Origin of the sequence: Embleya australiensis, assembly GCF_051903075.1 — a bacterium.
Taxonomy (GTDB): domain Bacteria; phylum Actinomycetota; class Actinomycetes; order Streptomycetales; family Streptomycetaceae; genus Embleya.
This window is the reverse complement of record NZ_CP182422.1, coordinates 6,273,381-6,290,843: the sequence shown is the minus strand read 5'-3', so window position 1 is coordinate 6,290,843 and position 17,463 is coordinate 6,273,381. Positions and strand designations below refer to the sequence as shown.

The 17,463-nt window shown below is 72.7% G+C and carries 8 protein-coding genes; 3 read left to right on the top strand and 5 right to left on the bottom strand.

All coding sequences use genetic code 11. The features are described 5' to 3' along the window. The first annotated feature begins 17 nt into the window (after window positions 1–17). From ACMXN5_RS27045 to ACMXN5_RS27035, 3 genes are read left to right on the top strand one after another with little or no spacing between them, the layout of a single operon-like run. Complete coding sequence (locus ACMXN5_RS27045) at window positions 18–7,337, top strand: hypothetical protein (RefSeq protein WP_439677412.1); 7,320 nt, start codon at window positions 18–20, stop codon at window positions 7,335–7,337. Then, on the top strand, window positions 7,334–9,958 hold the full coding sequence (locus tag ACMXN5_RS27040; RefSeq protein ID WP_439677411.1) for a right-handed parallel beta-helix repeat-containing protein: 2,625 nt from the start codon (window positions 7,334–7,336) through the stop codon (window positions 9,956–9,958). Before ACMXN5_RS27045 ends, ACMXN5_RS27040 begins: the two co-directional genes overlap by 4 nt. Before the next feature lie 2 nt (window positions 9,959–9,960). Next, a complete protein-coding gene (locus ACMXN5_RS27035; RefSeq protein ID WP_439677410.1) occupies window positions 9,961–11,097 on the top strand; it encodes a hypothetical protein in 1,137 nt (378 codons plus the stop codon). 141 nt (window positions 11,098–11,238) lie between these two features. On the opposite strand, the gene ACMXN5_RS27030 is transcribed toward ACMXN5_RS27035, so the two are convergent. The 5 genes from ACMXN5_RS27030 to ACMXN5_RS27010 form a co-directional block, all read right to left on the bottom strand. Next, window positions 11,239–12,003, bottom strand: a complete 765-nt coding sequence (locus ACMXN5_RS27030; protein ID WP_439677409.1) for a sugar transferase — start codon at window positions 12,001–12,003, stop codon at window positions 11,239–11,241. Between the two features lie 90 nt (window positions 12,004–12,093). Beyond that, window positions 12,094–13,251: a glycosyltransferase gene (locus ACMXN5_RS27025; RefSeq protein WP_439677408.1), complete on the bottom strand. Its 1,158-nt coding sequence runs from the start codon at window positions 13,249–13,251 to the stop codon at window positions 12,094–12,096. Next, the gene (locus ACMXN5_RS27020; protein WP_439677407.1) at window positions 13,244–14,059 is read right to left on the bottom strand and encodes a polysaccharide deacetylase family protein; all 816 of its coding nucleotides are present in this window, start codon (window positions 14,057–14,059) and stop codon (window positions 13,244–13,246) included. The genes ACMXN5_RS27025 and ACMXN5_RS27020 overlap by 8 nt, the downstream gene beginning before the upstream one ends. Then, window positions 14,056–15,627, bottom strand: coding sequence for a GNAT family N-acetyltransferase (locus ACMXN5_RS27015; RefSeq protein WP_439677406.1), 1,572 nt, complete (start codon window positions 15,625–15,627; stop codon window positions 14,056–14,058). The genes ACMXN5_RS27020 and ACMXN5_RS27015 overlap by 4 nt, the downstream gene beginning before the upstream one ends. Beyond that, window positions 15,627–17,348, bottom strand: a complete 1,722-nt coding sequence (locus ACMXN5_RS27010; RefSeq protein ID WP_439677405.1) for a GNAT family N-acetyltransferase — start codon at window positions 17,346–17,348, stop codon at window positions 15,627–15,629. Before ACMXN5_RS27010 ends, ACMXN5_RS27015 begins: the two co-directional genes overlap by 1 nt. Window positions 17,349–17,463 lie beyond the last annotated feature (115 nt).

The window sequence follows — 17,463 nt, the reverse complement described above, 5'->3', positions numbered from 1 at the left end:
TTCCGCCCGGAGGGCCCATGCCACGCAATGTCGATACCACGACGTTGAAAAAGCTGGGGTACACGGTCGATCAGACGCCGGGTGATCCCGACTCGATCCGGGACGCCTCGCTGTATCTGGCCGCGTTGGCCAAGAAGGCCTCCGACGCCTCGCTCAAACTCGCCGGGCTGGTCCAGGACGACGCGAACGCGCCGCTGATGGGCGAGGCCGCCGCCGAGTTGCGCGGGCACGTCAAGGACCAGTTGAAGCTGTTCGTGGACAGGCTGGCCCAGGCCACCCAGATCGCGAGCACCGCGCTGTCCGCCTACGGGACGGAACTGCTCGCGGCCCAGCAGAAGGGCCAGGAGGCGCTGAACGCGGCGGCCCCGCTGCCCGAGGGCGACCCGGGCCTGGCGGCGGCGAAGTCGACCATGGCCACGGCCCGGACGATGTACCTGGAGGCGGTGGAGAAGGCCCGCAAGGCGCTGGCTCCCGCGACCGCGCTCAAAACCAGCCCGAAGACGGTGGCCGAGGAGTTCTGGGACTTCTTCAAGATCTTCACCATCGTGCTGACCGTGCTCGGGGTGCTCTTCGGCGGGCCGCTGGGACTGCTCGCCTTCGGCGCCAACCTGATCGTGCTGGGCAAGACCATCGCGGACTTCGCCAACGGCAAGGCCACCGGGCTCGAACTGTTCCTGAACATCCTGGGCGTGCTGTTCCCCTCCACCAAGGCCCTGCTGCCGGCGCTGCTCAGCGGCCTGAAGAACCTCCTGGTGGGTCTGGGCAAGGGCGCGGTCAACCTGTTCAAGGGCGCCGGCAACCTGCTGTCGCTACTGAGCACCGGCCTCAAGGGATTCAACCTGTCCGGCTGGCGGTTCGCGCTCGCCTACGCGGGCCTGCTCACCGGCGCGCTCGCGTTCAAGGGCGGGGTGCTGGTCGGCAAGTTGCTGGTGTTGCCGTTCAAGGCGATCGTGTGGGTGGGCAAGACCGCGTGGGCGGTGGGCAAGAAGGGTTTCGCGGAGCTCAAGGGCTGGGGTTCGCTCGGCATCCTGCTGCCGGTGGCCGGCGACGAGATCGCCAAGCTGGGGCTGGCGCGGGCGCTGAAGATCGGCTTCTGGGAGCGCGGAGTCCTGGGCAGCCAGAAGGACTTCATTCGGGCCGGGCTGGCCGTGCCGCCGGCCGCGGCGGGGACCGCGGGCAAGATCGGCGGGCACACCCTGGACAAGCTGCCGATGCCGCCGGGGCTCGGCGCGGGCCGGGACCTGTCCCCGTTCACCGGCTTCGGGCTGCACGACATGCCCAGGCTCGGCAGCTCGTTCGACACCGCCGTGTTCGTGCCGGCCGCGAGCGGGCTGTACACCGCGCACCACGGGCTCGGCGTGTACAGCTTCGGCAACACCCTGCTCGGACACGAGGGCCTGCAGACGCTCGGCACCACGATCGGGCACGGCGTCACGCCGCAACTCCAGTGGAACTCGCTGCACGACGTGCTGAACCAGGCCGTGGGCGGGACGTCCGCACTGCACGGCCTGGACGTGGGCGCCCTGTCGCCGCACACGCTCGGCGGCGCCGTGGAGAGCACCCAGTCGTTCGCGAAGAGCGCGATCGGTGTCGGCGAGGAGGTGCGGATGACGCCGCTGCCGGAGATCCGCCGGCTGACCCACGGCGACACCACGCTGACCACGTCCGGCATGGACCGGTTCGTCGCGACGCACACCGACGCGCTCACCAACAAGGTCACGGTCGCGAACGCGGTGCCGGCGCCGACCCTGCCGAACGCGGTACACGCGCCGGGCGCACCGACGTCGGTGCACGCGCCGAACTCCGTGCAGACGCCGGGTTCGGTACACACGCCGAACGCGGGGGCCGGAGTCGGCGCGGGTGCGGTCAAGGTCGACGTCTTCGACCTGCTCGCGCCGGGCGCGGGCAAGGGCGGCTCGACCCCGCCGCCGCCCCCTTCCGTGCCGCCGGCCACGCCGATCGGGCCGGGTGTGTCCGCTCTGCACCAGGACAACGCGCTCAACCTGCTCGCCGGCGGATCCCGCACCGGGGATCAACTCCCGGCCGCGTCCGCCCGGTTCACCCCGGTCGACCTCGCCGGCGGCAACTCCGCCGGCGCCCTGCGGCCGGACCTGGCGGGTGGGCAGAAGGCAATCGACACGGTGTCGGCGCTGGTCGGCGAGAAGATCCCGATGCGGGCCGACCCGCCGCCGGTCGGCCACACTCCCCCGCCGCCGGCCACACCGACCACCCCGCCTCCGCCGCCGGTCGTGCCCGGCCGCGAACCGCTGCCGCCGAACGCACTGGCGAACTTCGGCGCGGAGCAGCGCACGGTCGTCACCAAGGCCCTGGACGACGTGGCGACCGGACCGGGACCGGGCGACAAGTCCACGCAGGGGTTGCCCGGTTCGCGGTTCGAGGCATGGCACGACTACTCCCGGGCCAAGCAGGCGTTCGACCAGGCCGCGACCACCGAGCAGGGGCTGCGGACCCGACTGCTCACCGGCGACACCAGTTCCGGCACGGTGCGGGCCCAACTGATGGTCGCCACCGCGGAGCGGGCCAACGCCCGTCTGGCCCTGGACGACGCCACCACGGCGTTGAAGGCGTGGGGCGTGGATCCTCTGCACGCGGCCCCCGCCGTCGCCGAGGCGATGTCGAAACTGCGCAGGTTGCCCGGTGGGATGCCGCCGGTGGATTACGCGCTCGACGCGCGGATACGGGTGCCCGATTCGTGGCCGCAGGGCGGCGGCGCCGTCGGACACGACGATTCCGTCGTGCACATGTTCCGCACCGGCGACACGATCGACCACTTCGAGGTGCTGGGTCCGATGGGCCCGGGCGGGACACGGCCGCTGCTGCACGACGGCCATCTCCTGCCCGACGGCACCTACCAGGTGTTCCACGGGAGATTCGGGGCCGACAGCCCCTTCGAGATCTGGGCGGACACCGGCGGCACGCGCCTGGCCACCGGCGAGCTTCGCGGCGGGGGACCCAATTTCACGGTCACCACGGATCACGGCGACTTCCGAATCTGGGGGCCTCGCGGCGCCGACGGCGCCCATCCGCTGCTCGCCGACGCACGGCGGCTGAACGACGGGACCTTCCGGGTCACCGACGGCGCGCCGGGCGACCGCAACGGCTTCGAGATCTGGGCGCACGCGGACGAGCAGGTGCTCAGGACCGGGTACCCGGGACCGGACGGCACGTTCCACGTCCACGAGGGCCCTCGCGGCAGCAGCGACGACTTCGCCATCTGGGGACCCCGCGACCCGAACACCGGCCTCCATCCGGTCCTGGGCGAGGCGCACCGCCTGCCGGACGGCACCTGGCGGGTCGAGAACCTGGCGAACCGCCCGGCAGGCGACTTCCGGATCCTGGGACCGCGCGGCGCCGACGGCGCCCACCCGGTCCTACGCGACGTGCACGTGCCGGGCAACGGCACGCATCACGTCTACGACGGGCCCCCGACCGACCCCGGACGCGACTTCGAGATCCGCTCCGCCGCCGACGACACACTGCTGGGCCATGCCGAATTCCGCTCCGGCACCGGCGACTTCCACGTCACCAACACCGGCGACGACCACTTCCAGATCTGGGGACCCCGCGACCCCGACACCGGCGCCCACCCCCTCCTCCGGGACGCCCGTGCCCAACCCGACGGCACGTACCACGTCCATGCCGGCCCCCACTCCACCCCCGGGCAGAGCTTCGAGATCTGGTCCGACACCAACGGCACCATCCTCAAGCACGCCCAATACCGCGCGGCCACCGACGACTTCCACGTCACCAACGTCGGCGACGAGCACTTCCAGACCTGGGGACCGCGCCACCCCGACACCGGCGTACACCCGGTGCGCGAGGACGGGTACGCGCTCGGTGGGGATCGTTTCCAGGTGTTCGAGGGGCCGCGCGGGAGCGCCGAGCGGTTCCGGATCCATGGGCCGGCAGGCGCGAACGGTGTCCGGCCGCCGGCCACGCAGCACGGGTACGCGCTGGGCGACGGCACCTGGCAGGTGTACGAAGGGGCCGTACACGGCCGGCTGGACGACTTCCGGGTCTGGGGCGCGGACAACGCCCCGCTCCGGACCGGGACCCGCATTCGGGCCACGGAGCGTTTCCGAGTCACCAACGACGGCGACGACCACTTCCAGATCTGGGGCCCGCGCGGCGCGGACGACGCGGCGCCCGAGGTGTTCAGGGACGCTCGCCGGCTGACCGACCGGCGATACCAGGTCTTCGAGGGTCCGCCCACGGCCGGCAACCGCAACTTCGAGGTATGGGCGAACGATTCCTACCGGATCGACCGAAACGGCGCCGTCCACGGCGGGAAGGTCACGCACGTCGGGGAGCGGGTCGGCGAGACCAACCACTTCCGGGTCACCGATCGGCTCCGTGACACCTGGGAGAAGTGGGACGGCGCCGACCTGGCGAACCATAGGCTGCTCGAATACCCGGTGAACGGCCCCATCCCCGGAGTCGTTCGGCGGATCGATCACACGAACGGCACCTGGCAGGACGTACGTCCCCCGAACGCCCCGCTCGGCCACAACCTCGGCTGGGAGCACATGCCCTTCCGCAAGGGCACCGTCGAGCAGTGGCCCGCCGGGCCGAACGGCGAGTACAAGGGCATTCGCACGCTCACCGACGGCAACGGCACCATCGTGTACACCCGCGACCCGTCGATCGTCGACGGCCACTGGATCGAGGCGATGCGCGACCACGCGGGCAAGTGGCGGTGGGTGGAGAAGACCGGCGAGGGTCGCACGATCGCCACCGGCCGGCGATACGTGCGCTGGGACACCACCGCGTACGACGTGATCGACGGCGTCTTCGATCTCAATGCCCGGCACCTGTTCGGCGGCAAGGTCCGGGACATCTTCCCGCAGCTCGACGGCGGCCGCTTCGTCGCCGAGAAGGGCGGCCTACGGGACTGGCGGTGGCAAAAGTGGGACGCCGACGGCGCGCTTCAGGCCAAGGGACGGCTGGAATACCGGGTGGACCCGAACCTGGGCTTCCGGGCCCGGGTCACCGAAATCCGGCTACCCGACGGCAGGTTCCACCGGCTCGTCGACGCCGACCGCCCCCTCGTCGCCTTCGAGCGGTTCGCGCCCATGCGCGGCAGCATGAAGGGCGACAAGTTCTTCTCCGCGCCCGACAAGGCCCGAGGCACCCGGCAGTTCACGTTCGACGCGAACGCGCAACCGGCGGACCAGTTCAAGTACTCCATCGAGCGCAACTACGTGAACGAGGAGGCGGCGACCTTCTCGAAGTTCGGCGAGACCGAGCTGAAGGTCCGGCGGATCTGGCAACAACGTTTCAACACCCCGTTCTTCCCCGGGCACGTGGACTTCCCCGGCAACCCGGTCACCGGCGACAGTCGGCTGTACCGGTATTGGACCGTCTCGGAGAAGAGCGGCGCGGAGACCACCGCCCGCACGCTGCGCGCGCAGCGTCTGGACGGCGCCTGGCAGGACTTCACCGCGAACCGCGAGTTGGTGCGGGAGAGTCGGGTCCTGGCAGACGGGCGCAAGATCGAGTTCACTGCGGATGTCCCGGGGCGCAGCGGCACCTGGCGGGAGGTGGGCGGCACCGGCACCGGGCCGCGGGTCTTCGACGACAACCGGGGATGGATCGACTACGCCGACGAGGCCCGCACGATCGAGGTCCGCAAGACCATCGACGCCAAGGGCACGGTGCGCGAGTATCCGGGCACCGCGGGCGACGCGGGCGCCTGGGTGGATCGCAACCGCTTCGGCCAACTGGTCGCGCGCCGGGACGAGATCCCCGGCGGCTTCCTCGAGGCCCACATGCGCAAGGGGCCGGACGGCGAGTTCACCTGGACCAAACAGGCCGGCCCCGGCCACCCACCCTTCGAGGGGCCGACCACCGGTACCCGCACCACCAATCGCGCCGGCGCGCAGATGTGGGGTGAGGGATTCGACGACGCGTTCAAGGACTTCGCCCGGATCGACGGGCGGGACGTACTGGTCTACGAGCGCAAGTCGCTGGCCGACGGCCGCACCGCGATCATCGAGCGAGACGGCGCCGGCAACTACCGGACCACGGTCAAGGGCCGGGACGGCGCCGTCGAGGCGGCCCCCGGTGTCGGCGACGTGCGGCACGTGGACGCCGGCGCGAAGGGGTGGCACGACGAGTTCACCGACGCCGACGGCAACGTGCACACCCTGCGCGAGGGGCGCGGCGACGCGATCCGCGAGTATCACGTCGCCGACGGCGGGGCCGATCCGCGGCACTGGGACGACGTGCGCAACGGCACCAGGATCCGCTCGTACGAGCCGATCATGCACGGTGGGCAGCCGGTCGGCTACCTGGAGAAGGACATCGCCTACCTCCAGCAGCGCATCTACGACGTCGACGGCAACCTCGTGGTCCACCAGGGCCTGTCCACCCGGATCTTCGAGAAGACGCAGGCCGCGGACCCGAGCCTGGTCAACCGGATCGAGTCCAAGCTGCATCCCGACAAGGCCCTGGCCAAGGGCGTCGACTCGCGGTTCAAACTGGTCGGGCGCGGGGTGGACCATCCCGGCGCGCTGAACGACTTCCGCGGCTACAACCGTGCCCTGGCGGATACCAACCGGCGGCACTGGGGTGCGTACGACCGGGTCACCGGCTCGACGGAGTGGACCTTCGAGCAGAAGGTATGGACCAAGGTCGGCATGGAGTTCATGCAGGACTTCGGCTTCTCCGTGCTGGCCGGCATGATCACCGAGTGGATCAACGACGGGAGCATCTCCGGTACCGACTGGGGGAAGATCTTCCTCAACTCGGCGGTCTCCGCGTCGTTCGCCGGACTCATGGCCCGCTTCCACGAACTCAAGCTGAAGCCCGGGTCGTTCTCCCCCAAGCAGTTCAAGGACGGGCTCACCGCCAACGACTTCGGCAAGCCGTTCAACACGAACCCCTACTTCGGCGACAACTGGAAGACCGACTGGTCCAACTTCGACACCGCGTTGCGCTGGCGCTCGGGGATGTACAAGTACAGCCTGGGACTTGCGGTCAACCCGATCGTCGCGTTCGTCAACGGGTCGATCAACGCCGCGGTGTTCGGCGACAAGAACGGCGTCAAGCACTACGGCCTGGACGCGCTGAAGTTCGGCGGGGTCGCGGCGCTCGGCTCGCTGGCCGGTTCGGCGTTCGGGCCGGGGGCGTTCAAGTTCGCCTACGACGCCTATGCGGCGGGGCGGTTCTGGCGCAAGTCCGGGATCCTGGACCTCGGCATCAAGTTCGGTGAGAAGTTGATCGACGCCCAGCTCAACAAGCTCTTCCAGAAGGCGCTCGGGCTGAACGAGAAGTATCTCTACCCGCCCACGCCCGAGAACGGACAAAAGCCGTGAGTGTGTTCGGCAACCGCGGCAATCGCGGCCCCCGCGGCGACCGCCCCCAGCGTGGTGGTCGACCCGTCACCACCGGTCGCACCATCGCGGAACTGATCGGTGCCGCGCCCGACGGCGCCCGCGTCCTGGTCGCCCCCGGCGAGTACCGCGAGCATGTCGTGCTCGATCGCGGTGTGGTCCTGGTCGCCGAACAGGGGCCCGGCAGCGTGCGCCTGACGGGTGCTCACGACGTCGCGCTGACCGTCCGCGGCGGGGTCGGCGTCCGGGTCGAGGGGGTGGTCCTGATCGCCGCCGACGCCGCCGCCCCGGCCGTGCGGGTCACCGGCGGCGCCGAGGTCGCCTTCGACGACTGCCGCGTGCTGGGCGGCCGGGTGGAGATCGCCGACACCGCCCGGGTCCGGCTGAACGACTGCCGAATATCGGCCGCCGGGGTGGCCGGGGTGGCCGTGGCCGACGACGCGCGCCTGTCCATGACGGGGTGTCGGATCTGCGCGGTGGACGGCGCGGGTGTGCTCCTGACCGGGTCGGCCACGGTGACCCTCGCCGATTCGGTGGTCACCGAGGCCGGCGTCGGCCTGAACGTGCGGGACACCGCGAGCGTGCAGGTGCGCGGCTGCGCCTTCGTGCGCTGCACGCACAACGCCGTGCTGGTGGAGAACGAGGCGACGGCCCACCTGGACGCCTGCCGGTGCACCGACAGCGGCGAGGACGCCGTACTGGTGCGCTGCGTCGCGAAGTTGACCATGCGAGGCAGTGCGGTCGAGCGCGCCGGGGCCTCCGGGGTGGCCGCGATCGGGCAGGCCTCGGCGAACGTGCTGGACTGCCAGATCGTCGGTGCCGCGCTCAGCGGCGCGGTCGCCGACGAGGAGTCCCGCCTCGACCTGGTCGGCGGCCTGATCCGGGCCACCGGCGCCAACGGCGTCTTCGCCCGCGGGTCGGCCCGGGTCGGCCTGGACGGCGTCGTGATCGCCGACACCGCGTTCACCGCCGTACACCTGGACGAGCACGCGCACGGCGAACTGGCCGCCGTCGTGCTCGGACCGACCCCCGAGCACGGCCTGTGCGTCGCGGGCGCGGCGGGCGTGACCGCGACCGGCCTGCTGGTGCGCGCCGCCGAGATGACCGGGATCCACCTCGGCGGCACCGGCACCGCTCGGCTGCACGCGTGCGCGGCGCACCGCTGCGGGATCGGGCTGCACGTGGACGAGGGGATCGACGCGGAGGTCGAGGACGCCACGTTCGCCGCCACCGGGCGGGCCGGGATCGAGGTGGGACCGGACGCCCGGCCGACGCTGCGCCGGGTCCGGGTCGCGCGCGCCGGCACCGCCGGGGTGGTCGTGCACGAACGCGCGGCGCCCGTTCTGGAGGACTGCGCGGTCACGGACAGCGCGGGTTCGGCGATGGTGGTGTGGACGGACGCGGCGCCCGTGGTCCGGGCCGGCGCGCTGACCGGTGCGGGCAAGAACGGCGTGTACCTCAAGGGCGGCGCCGGCGGCGAGTTCACCGACTGCGTGCTGGGCGGCTCGGCCTATCCGGCGGTCTACGTGGCCGCCGGCGCGGCACCCGTGCTGCGCGCGTGCACGTTCCGCGACTGCCCGGGCGACGCGACCATCGAGGATCCGGAGCAGACCTCGGCGGTGTTCGCGGACTGCGTGGCCCACGGGGTCGCCGAGGTCCTGGTGTCGGGCCGGGGCACAGCGCCGGCGGCGGGCCCGAACGGCCACGCCGAGGGCTCCGGCGCGGCGAACGACACGGCCGAGGCGCCGGCGGATCTGGACACGCTGCTCGCCGAATTGCACGAATTGGTCGGGCTGGCCCGGGTCAAGCACGATGTGGCCACGCTGGTGCAGTTGATGCAGCTGGTCCGCCGCCGCGAGGAGGCCGGGCTGACCCCGCCGCCGCTGAGTCGACACCTGGTGTTCGCCGGCAATCCGGGTACCGGCAAGACCACCGTGGCACGTTTGTACGGGCGGATCCTGGCCGCGCTCGGCATGCTCTCGCGCGGTCACCTGGTGGAGGCCGATCGCGGTGCGCTGGTCGGCGAGTACGTCGGGCACACCGCACCACGCACGACGGCGATCTTCCGCAAGGCGCTGGGCGGCGTGTTGTTCATCGACGAGGCGTACTCGTTGACGTCGGCGGGCGGCAGCGACTTCGGGCAGGAGGCGATCGCGACACTGGTCAAGCTGATGGAGGATCACCGCGACGACATCGTGGTGATCGTCGCCGGCTACCCGGACGAGATGCATCGTTTCATCGACTCCAATCCCGGACTGGACTCGCGGTTCAACCGCACCGTGGTGTTCGAGGACTACGCGTCGGCGGATCTGGTGCGCATCGTCGAACACCAGGCCGCGGCCTACGAGTACACCCTCGACGAACCGGCACGCGCGGGCCTGTTGGCCTACTTCGACTCGGTCCCGCGCGACCGGCGCTTCGGCAACGGGCGTTCCGCGCGGCAGGCCTTCCAGGAGATGACCGAGCGGCATGCCCGACGCATCTCCGCCATCGCCGAGGTGACCCCCGAGGATCTGGTCTCCCTGCGCGCACCCGACCTCCCCGATCTCGTTCCGACCGCCGGCGATCCCGCCCTGGCGGCCGAACCGACTCCGAAAGGCTGAACATGGCCGAACCACCCAACCCGAACGCGGACTTCCAGCGCGCGTTCGCCCGCTCGGTGCGCACGCCGATGCGACCGCTGCGGCCCGGCCGTCGGGTCTGGGCCGTAAGCCTGGGCATGCCGGTGCTGGCCGCGGCCGGTCTGGCGGCGGTGACCGTCGTCTCCGCGATCGACCTCGGCGGCGACGACGGCGCTCGGCGCAAGCCGGTGGCGCAGGCCGCGCCCATGCAGGACAAGCCCGTGGAAGTGCTGCCGAGCGGCGGCGGGGCGGCACCGCAGAGCGGTCCGAGCGCCGGGAGCGGCACCGGCGACTCGGCCGGCGACCCCGGCCCGACCGGCGCCGGCACACCCGGCGGCGGTTCGGCGTACCCGCCGGGCTATCCGTACCCGAACGGCGGCTCCTCCGGCGGGGGCGCTTCGGGTGGCGGCGGGTCGGCGGCGGGCGGCTCGACCGGCACGTTCGGCGGCGGCGGTTCGACGCCCGACGCGCGCAACCCGGCCACGGGTTCGCCCGGCGGCGGGGGCGGCACGACGCCCACGCCCGGTGGCGGCAGCCCTGGCGGATCCGGCAACAAGCCGGCGCCGCCGCCGGTGCAGCCCGATTCGTTGGCCCCGAAACAGACCTTCCTGGGCACCTCGGGCTACGGCTGCGCGAACAACGGCGCGAGCGGTTTCGCCGAGGTCGGCCGCTACAGCGACGGCTCCAAGGGCTGGTACACCGTGGGCAGCGGCGGCTGGAACAAGGACGGCTGCAACGGGAAGTTCGACGCGGTGCCGATGTCCGGGGACAAGAACAAGGACGACGCGAGCGCGCGCGTGTTGTGGTGGTTCGACGTCGGCAACGCCTCCAAGCGCTGCCAGTTGAGCGTGTACGTGCCCTCGGGCAACGGCCGTGACGTGGGCGGGAACCCGGCGCAGTACTTCGTGCTGCGCTCGCGCGACGACGACAAGACCGGTGCCTGGTACGCCCAGTTCCAGGTCAACCAGGTGAACAACAAGGGCCGTTGGGTGAGTGCGGGCACCTTCCCGGTGGCCAACGGCAAGGTCGCGGTGAAGCTGGTCACGCGCGGCGTCGACTGGGGCGGCACCGCGGGTGCGCACCTGGCGGCCGGTCAGGTCCAGGCGAGCTGCACGGGCTGACCCGAAGCCGCGGCCGGCGCGCGGCAGTCGGCGCCCGACGCTCGGCGCTCGGCGCTCGGCGCTCGGCCGGAAACGACGATGTCCGTGCTCGATCCCCACGATCGGGCACGGACATTCGTGCGTCTCGGTGTCGCCTCGGCCTCAGGACACCTCTTCTGCCAGGGAGTCCCCCGCGTGCCGCTGCGGGGGCAGCAGGCGGGTCGGGTCCACCGGCGAGTGGGTGATCGGCCCGCTCCAGACGATGGGTCTGGGCAGCGGGAACGCGTCGGTGCGCGGGGTACGCACGGGCCCGGGGCGCGGCTGCGTCCCGGACTCGCCCGCCTCGACCGAGGCCGGCACCGGGAAGCCCGGGTTGACCCCGCCGGCGGCGGTGATCCCGGACGGGCGCAGCAGTACCCCGACGGTGCGCCACAGGATGACCAGGTCGACCCGGGCGCCGCGGTTGCGCACATACCACAGGTCGTACTCGATGCGTACCGGCCAGCTGAGCGCGTTGCGGCCCTGGACCTGTGCCCAGCCGGTCAGGCCGGGGCGCACGTCCAGTCGGCCGCGCTGGCGCGGGGTGTAGTGCACGACCTGGCTCGGCAGCGTCGGCCGGGGGCCGATGATGCCCATGTCCCCACGCAACACGTTGATCAGTTGCGGCAGTTCGTCCAGGCTGGTGGTGCGCAGGAGTTGCCCGACCCGGGTGATCCGGGTGGCGTCGGGTTCGTCCGGATGTCGCGGGTCGAGCATGGTGCGGAACTTCAGGATCTCGAAGTCGCGGCCGTGCAGGCCGCTTCGGGTCTGACGGAACAACGCGGGTCCACCCATGGTCGCGCGGATCATCACGTGTATCGCGAGCAGTACCGGCCCCAGTAGAACCAGTGCCACCGCGGCCACGGTGATGTCGAACAGTCGTCGCATGCCATGCCCCTCCCCTGGTGTGGCGTTGAATTGTGGTGTTCCACGGGCGCCGGTGGCGTCTCCCTCACCGGCCGGCGCCTTGTGTGTGCCTCACGTCCAGCCCAGACCGCGGCGTGCGGCCACGGCCCGGTAGGTGTCGATCGAGACGCGGGCCACGCGTCGTTGGTCGAACTCGGCCAGCGCGCGGCTCCGGGCCGCGGCGCCGAGTGCGGCGCGCAGGTCCGGTTCGCTGATCAGGCGGTCCATCGCGGCGGACAGGGAGTGCGGCTCCCCGGCCGGCGCGAGCAACAGGTGTTCGCCGTGGGTGCCGATCTCGCGGCAGCCTCGGATGTCGCTGAGCACCATGGGCAGCGCGCAGGCGGCGGCCTCCATGGCGGATCGTGAGAAGCCCTCGCGGTGCGAGGGCAGGACGAAGACGTCGAGCGCGTTGTAGACGGCGGGCATGTCGGCGCGCGCGCCGACGAATTCGACGGGCGAGTCGTGCGCGGCCCGGGCGATCGCGTCGGGCTTGTCCGGGTCCTCTGGTCCGATCCAGACGAATCGGGCCTTGCCCGCGAGCAGTCCGGCTGCTTCCACGTATTCGAGGATGCCCTTCTCCGCGACCTGCCGCCCGACTCCGCCGACGAGGAGTTCGTCTTCGGCCACCCCGAGTTCGGCGCGGATCGTGGCGCGGGCGGCCGGATCGGGGCGAAAGCGGGTGAGGTCGGTGCCGTTGCCGACCACGCGCGAGCGCCATCCGGGCACGGCCCGGCGCAGCGTGGCGTGGTCGGTGGCGTTTTGGTACAGCTCGGCGTGCGAGGCGCGGGCGGCCAGGCTCTCGGTGCCGAGGACGAACGCACGCCGGGCCCACGGGTCGCCGGGGCGGATCCACAGGCCGTGGCAGGTGTTGACCACGACGGGCACGCCGGCGGCGCGGCCGAGCAGGCGGCCGAGCACGCCGGTCTTGGGGTTGTGCGTGTGCAGCACGTCCAGGCGCAACCGGCGGAGCGTGCGCACGAGTTCGCCGGCCGCGGCGGCGTCGCGGCGCGGATTCCAGGCGCGGGTGAGCGAGTTCAGCGGGACGTGGGTGACACCCAACGCCTCGATCCCGGGCACGTAGGGGCCGGCGGCGCTGATCCCGAAGGTCTCGAAGCCGGCGGCGACGTCCTCTTCCAGTTCGGTGCGAAGCAGCAGCGCCAGGCTCATGTCGACGGTGGTCAGGTGGGCGATCCGCAGCGGGCGCCCGCCGGGTCCGCGTGGCTCACGCATGCGCACCGGCCTTCTTGCCGAGGCCGACCACGGCCGCGTAGGCGCGTTCCTGGCCGAGCCGGCCGCCGAGCTTGGCCCGGAAGAACGCGGGCGGATCGGTGCGCCGGACCGGGACCCGGCGCAGCCGGATCGGATCGCAGCCGGGCCGGTTGCGGCCGAGCACGCCGGTGGCGGCGCTGCGGAACCGGCAGCGCAGCGCGTGTTCCATGTCCGGGACGGCGACGCCCCACGTGTAGGCGAAGTGCGCGGGTCGGCGGCCGAGTCGGCGTTCGATGTCGTCGGAGGCGTCGTCGAGTTCGGTCGCGGTGAGCGCTTCGGGGCGGGCGTGGCTGCGGGTGTGGTTGCCGATGGTGGCCAGCCCCGAGTCGGCCAGTTCGGCCACCTGGTCCCAGGTCAGCGCGGCGGATCCGCGGCTGGTTCCGGTGGAGCCCTCCCAGCGCATCTCGGCGTCGATGCAGCCGGTGGCCAGGTAGAGGGTGAACGGCAGCTTGCGGGCCCGCAGTTCGGGCCAGGCGTTGGCGTACACGTCGGCGAAGCCGTCGTCGAAGGTGAGCACGATCGACGGGGTGGGGTCGCCGGCCGCGAGGCGGTCCACGGCGGTGTCCAGGGAGACCACGTGCCGGGTGGGCAGCAGGTCGAGCTGGGTGCGGAACGCGTCGGCGGGTAGGTCGAGTTCGTCCCGGGTGCCGCCGCCGACGCGGTGGTAGATGAGCAGGGTGGCGCCGGGCGCGGGATCGCGGGCGAGGGCGGTGGCGGCCAGGCCGCGCTTGAGCGTGGTGCGCACGCGGTCGCCGCTGATGGCGGTCATCGGGTGGTGCCCTTCGGGGTGAGGCGGGTCGGGCCGGTGCGGGCGACCGGCCACGGAACCGGTTCCGGTTCCCGGCGCAGCGGGGTTCCGGGGGTGCCGGCGGGGTCGGGCAGGTACAGGCGCAGCGTCTCGCCGAGGGCGGTGGCCACGCTGCGTGCGGCCTCGTGCAGTTGCCGGTCGCGCGGCAGGGTGCGGTCGGTGCCGAGGGCGGCGACGGTGTGCACGGTCCGGTCCGGGGCCAGGTGTACGAGGGTGTGCGGTTCCTCGCCGACCAGCCACCAGGTCTCGCCGCGGGAGCGGCCGGCGTCGACCGCGTCGGTGCCCCGGTAGCCGCAGGCGAGCGCGATCGCGCGGTTGTCGGCGAGGCCGGCCTCGTGTACCGGGTCCGGTTTGTCGCCGCCCTCGTGCGGATTGATCGCGGGTGGGATCACCGTCTCGGCGACCGGGGTCGGTTCGACCGGGGCGGCCTTGGCGCGGCGCACCCGCAGGTGTTGCTCGACCGACATCCGGGTGGCCCGGGCAAAGCCGCGGGCGGGCAGGGTGACGGCGAGCAGGCGTCGGTCGCGGACGGCCTCGATGTCCCACAGGGCGGGGCGTTCGGGGGCGAGTCGCAACTTCTGCGGAGTGCGGGTGGGCATCAGGTCGACCAGGCGCGGCTCGGTGCCCGCGGGCCAGGGTTCGGCCAGGACGAGTTCCTGGGCCTGCCACTGCACCACGGTGCCGATGCCCAGGGCGGCGAATCGTTCGTCGTAGGCGGTGGAGTGCCAGGTGGCCACGTCGCCGAGGCGGAACCACAGGTGCATCGCGGCGGGCACGCCGTCCACGCGCAGGATGTACAGCCGGGCCCAGTCGTGGCGCGCGGCGCGGGCGATCAGGTCGCGCCGCGCGTCGGCGGCGGCGGGCTGGAGCGGGCCCTTCCAACTGCGGGCGAACAGGTCGGTGTAGACGGCGAAGCCGGCGTCGAAGTCGTCTTCGCGGGTGCCGGGGCCGCCGATCCGGTCGACGGTCAGGTCCCACTGTGCGCGGACGCGGGTGGCGAAGCGGTGCGCGTAGCGGTCGAAGCTGCGGAAGCGGGCCCGGTGGCCGGCCCAGCCGCCCTCGACGCCGGCGAGCATGTCGCAGGCCTTCTCCCGGGCGTCGACGGTGTAGCCGCAGGCGCGCAGCCCGGCGATCAGGCGGTGCGTCTCGGGGTCGCGGCTGGGCATGCGGTGCAGGCGCAGTTCGCGTACGCCGGTGCGGGCGAGGGCGTCGGCGATCGAGTCGGCGCCGTGCGGCTCGTCGGGGTGTACCACCACGTGGCTGCGGGGGCGGCGGTGTGCGGAGAAGACGCCCCAGCGGTCGGGGCCGATCCGCTCCAGCGGGAGCAGTGCGCGCGGTTGGTCGGCGTCGTCGAGCACGGAGACCACGCGGATGTCGTCCAGCGGGTCGTGGTGGCCGTGCAGGGTGGAGGCGAACCAGGCGTGCGTGTCGAACGGGTCGGCGTGTACGCCCCGCGCGGCGACCAGGCGGTCCCAGGAGCCGGCGAAGGCGCCGTCGATCTCCAGGGGGTGCATCGGGCGGGCCCGCATCAGGCCCCCTCGGCCCGGCTGAGCGCGCCGTGCGCTCCGGGTGTTCCGGGTGCCTCGTGCGGTCCGGGTGCTCCGTGCGTTCCGGGTGCTCCGGGTGCCTCGGCGGCCCCGTGTTCGTCGTGTTCCCGGCCGCCGGCGTCGGCTTCGGTGACCGGGGCGGCTGGCGCATGGTCGGCGGCATCGGGGTCGGTGACGGCGTGACCGAGCGCGGCGTGGTCGGCGGCACCGGGATCGGGCCCGGTCCAAGTGCGCGGCCAGCGCAGGCGGGGGTCGCGCACGGGTACCTCGTCCAGGTAGCGGACGGGCGACGCGAGCAGGTCGGCGAGCATCAGTGCGATCGCCTCCAGGGTGTATGCCGGGTCGTAGCGCACGACCTCGCGCAGGGTGGGCACCGGCTCACCGAAGTCGACCCGGGCCACCGCGAGGGGGCCCGCGCCGATCCGGTACCAGCGGTCGTCCGGTCCCCAGTCGGCTCGCATCTCCTGCGGGCCCCGGCGCGCGCAGGCCACGGTGAGCAGGCGCAAGGTGGGTTGGTCCAAGGTCAGTTCGGGGCTGGGTCGGGCCGGTACCTCGGTCGCCGGTCGCGCCTCCAGCCGGCGGGCGGTGCCGGCGTGGCCGGGCGGGGCGGCGCCGACCCGGGCGCGCAGCCGGCCCATCCGGGCGCGGGTGGCGATCGGCACGGCGCGCTGCACCTCGCGGGCGCCGCGCAGCAGCGGCAGCACCCGGCGCGGCACCCGGGCCGCGCACACGTCGAGCAGCGCGGGTCGTTCGCTGCTGATCCGGTCCTTCAGCGGGCTCGCCCCCGGCAGCAGATCGATCAGCGTCAACCCACCCTCGGCGAACGCGAGTTCCTGGGCGCGCCAGTGCACCACGTTGCCCGGCGACAGCAGCGCGGCGGCCGGGTCGTAGGCGACGGTGTGCCAGTGCATCACCGGGCCGATCCGCACGCCGAGGCAGGACGCGATGGCGCGGTCCTCGGCGTAGAGCACGTACAGCCGGGCCAAGCCGCGTTCGTCGAGCGCGCGGGTGAGCAACCGGCGGCGTTCCGGGGCTGCGCCGAGTCGGCCCTTCCAGCTCAGGTCGAACAGCTCTTCGTGGTCGTCCAGTCCGGCCGCGAGCGGCGGGCCGCCGGGGGCGCCGTACGCGACGACCCGCAACTTCCACAGCCGGCCGGCGCGGCGCGTGGCCTGTCCGACGGCGCTGTCGAAGCCGCGATGGCGGGCCCGGTAGCCGGACCAGCCGTCGGGGGTGGACTCGATCATGTCGGTCATCCGCTCGCGCACGTCCACCGCGTAGCCGGCCTCGCGCAGCGCGCCGAGCAGCGCGTGTGTGGCCGGGTCGCGGCTGGGCATGCGGTGCAGCGTCAACTCGCGGATGCCGAGCCGGCGCAGTTCGCCCGTGAGCGCGCCCAGCACGTCGGGGCGTGGTTCGGGGGTGCCGATGACGACACGTGTGCGTTCGCGCTGGCCGCGGCCGAGTTCGTGGGCGCGACCGGTCGAGTCGAGTTCGAGCGGCAGCAGGGCCAGCGGCCGATCCCCGCCGAACACGGCGGGTACGCGGACGTGTTCGGCGCGCTGCGGTCGGGTCGCCAACCACGACGACGCCCATGCGTGGGTGTCGAAGACGTCTGCCTGAACCCCCCTCCCGACCACCAATTCGTCCCACGCGCGAGCGAGATCGCCATCGATCTCCTCGGCGCGCAGGGTCGATGCACGATTCATCGCCCGGCCCCCACCTCGCGGTCCCGATGTGAGCAGCATCGGAACGTTTGTGCCCGACCGGCACCGCCGCCCCCACACGGTCGGGGCTCGGGTCGCCCGCCGACCAGATTAGGCC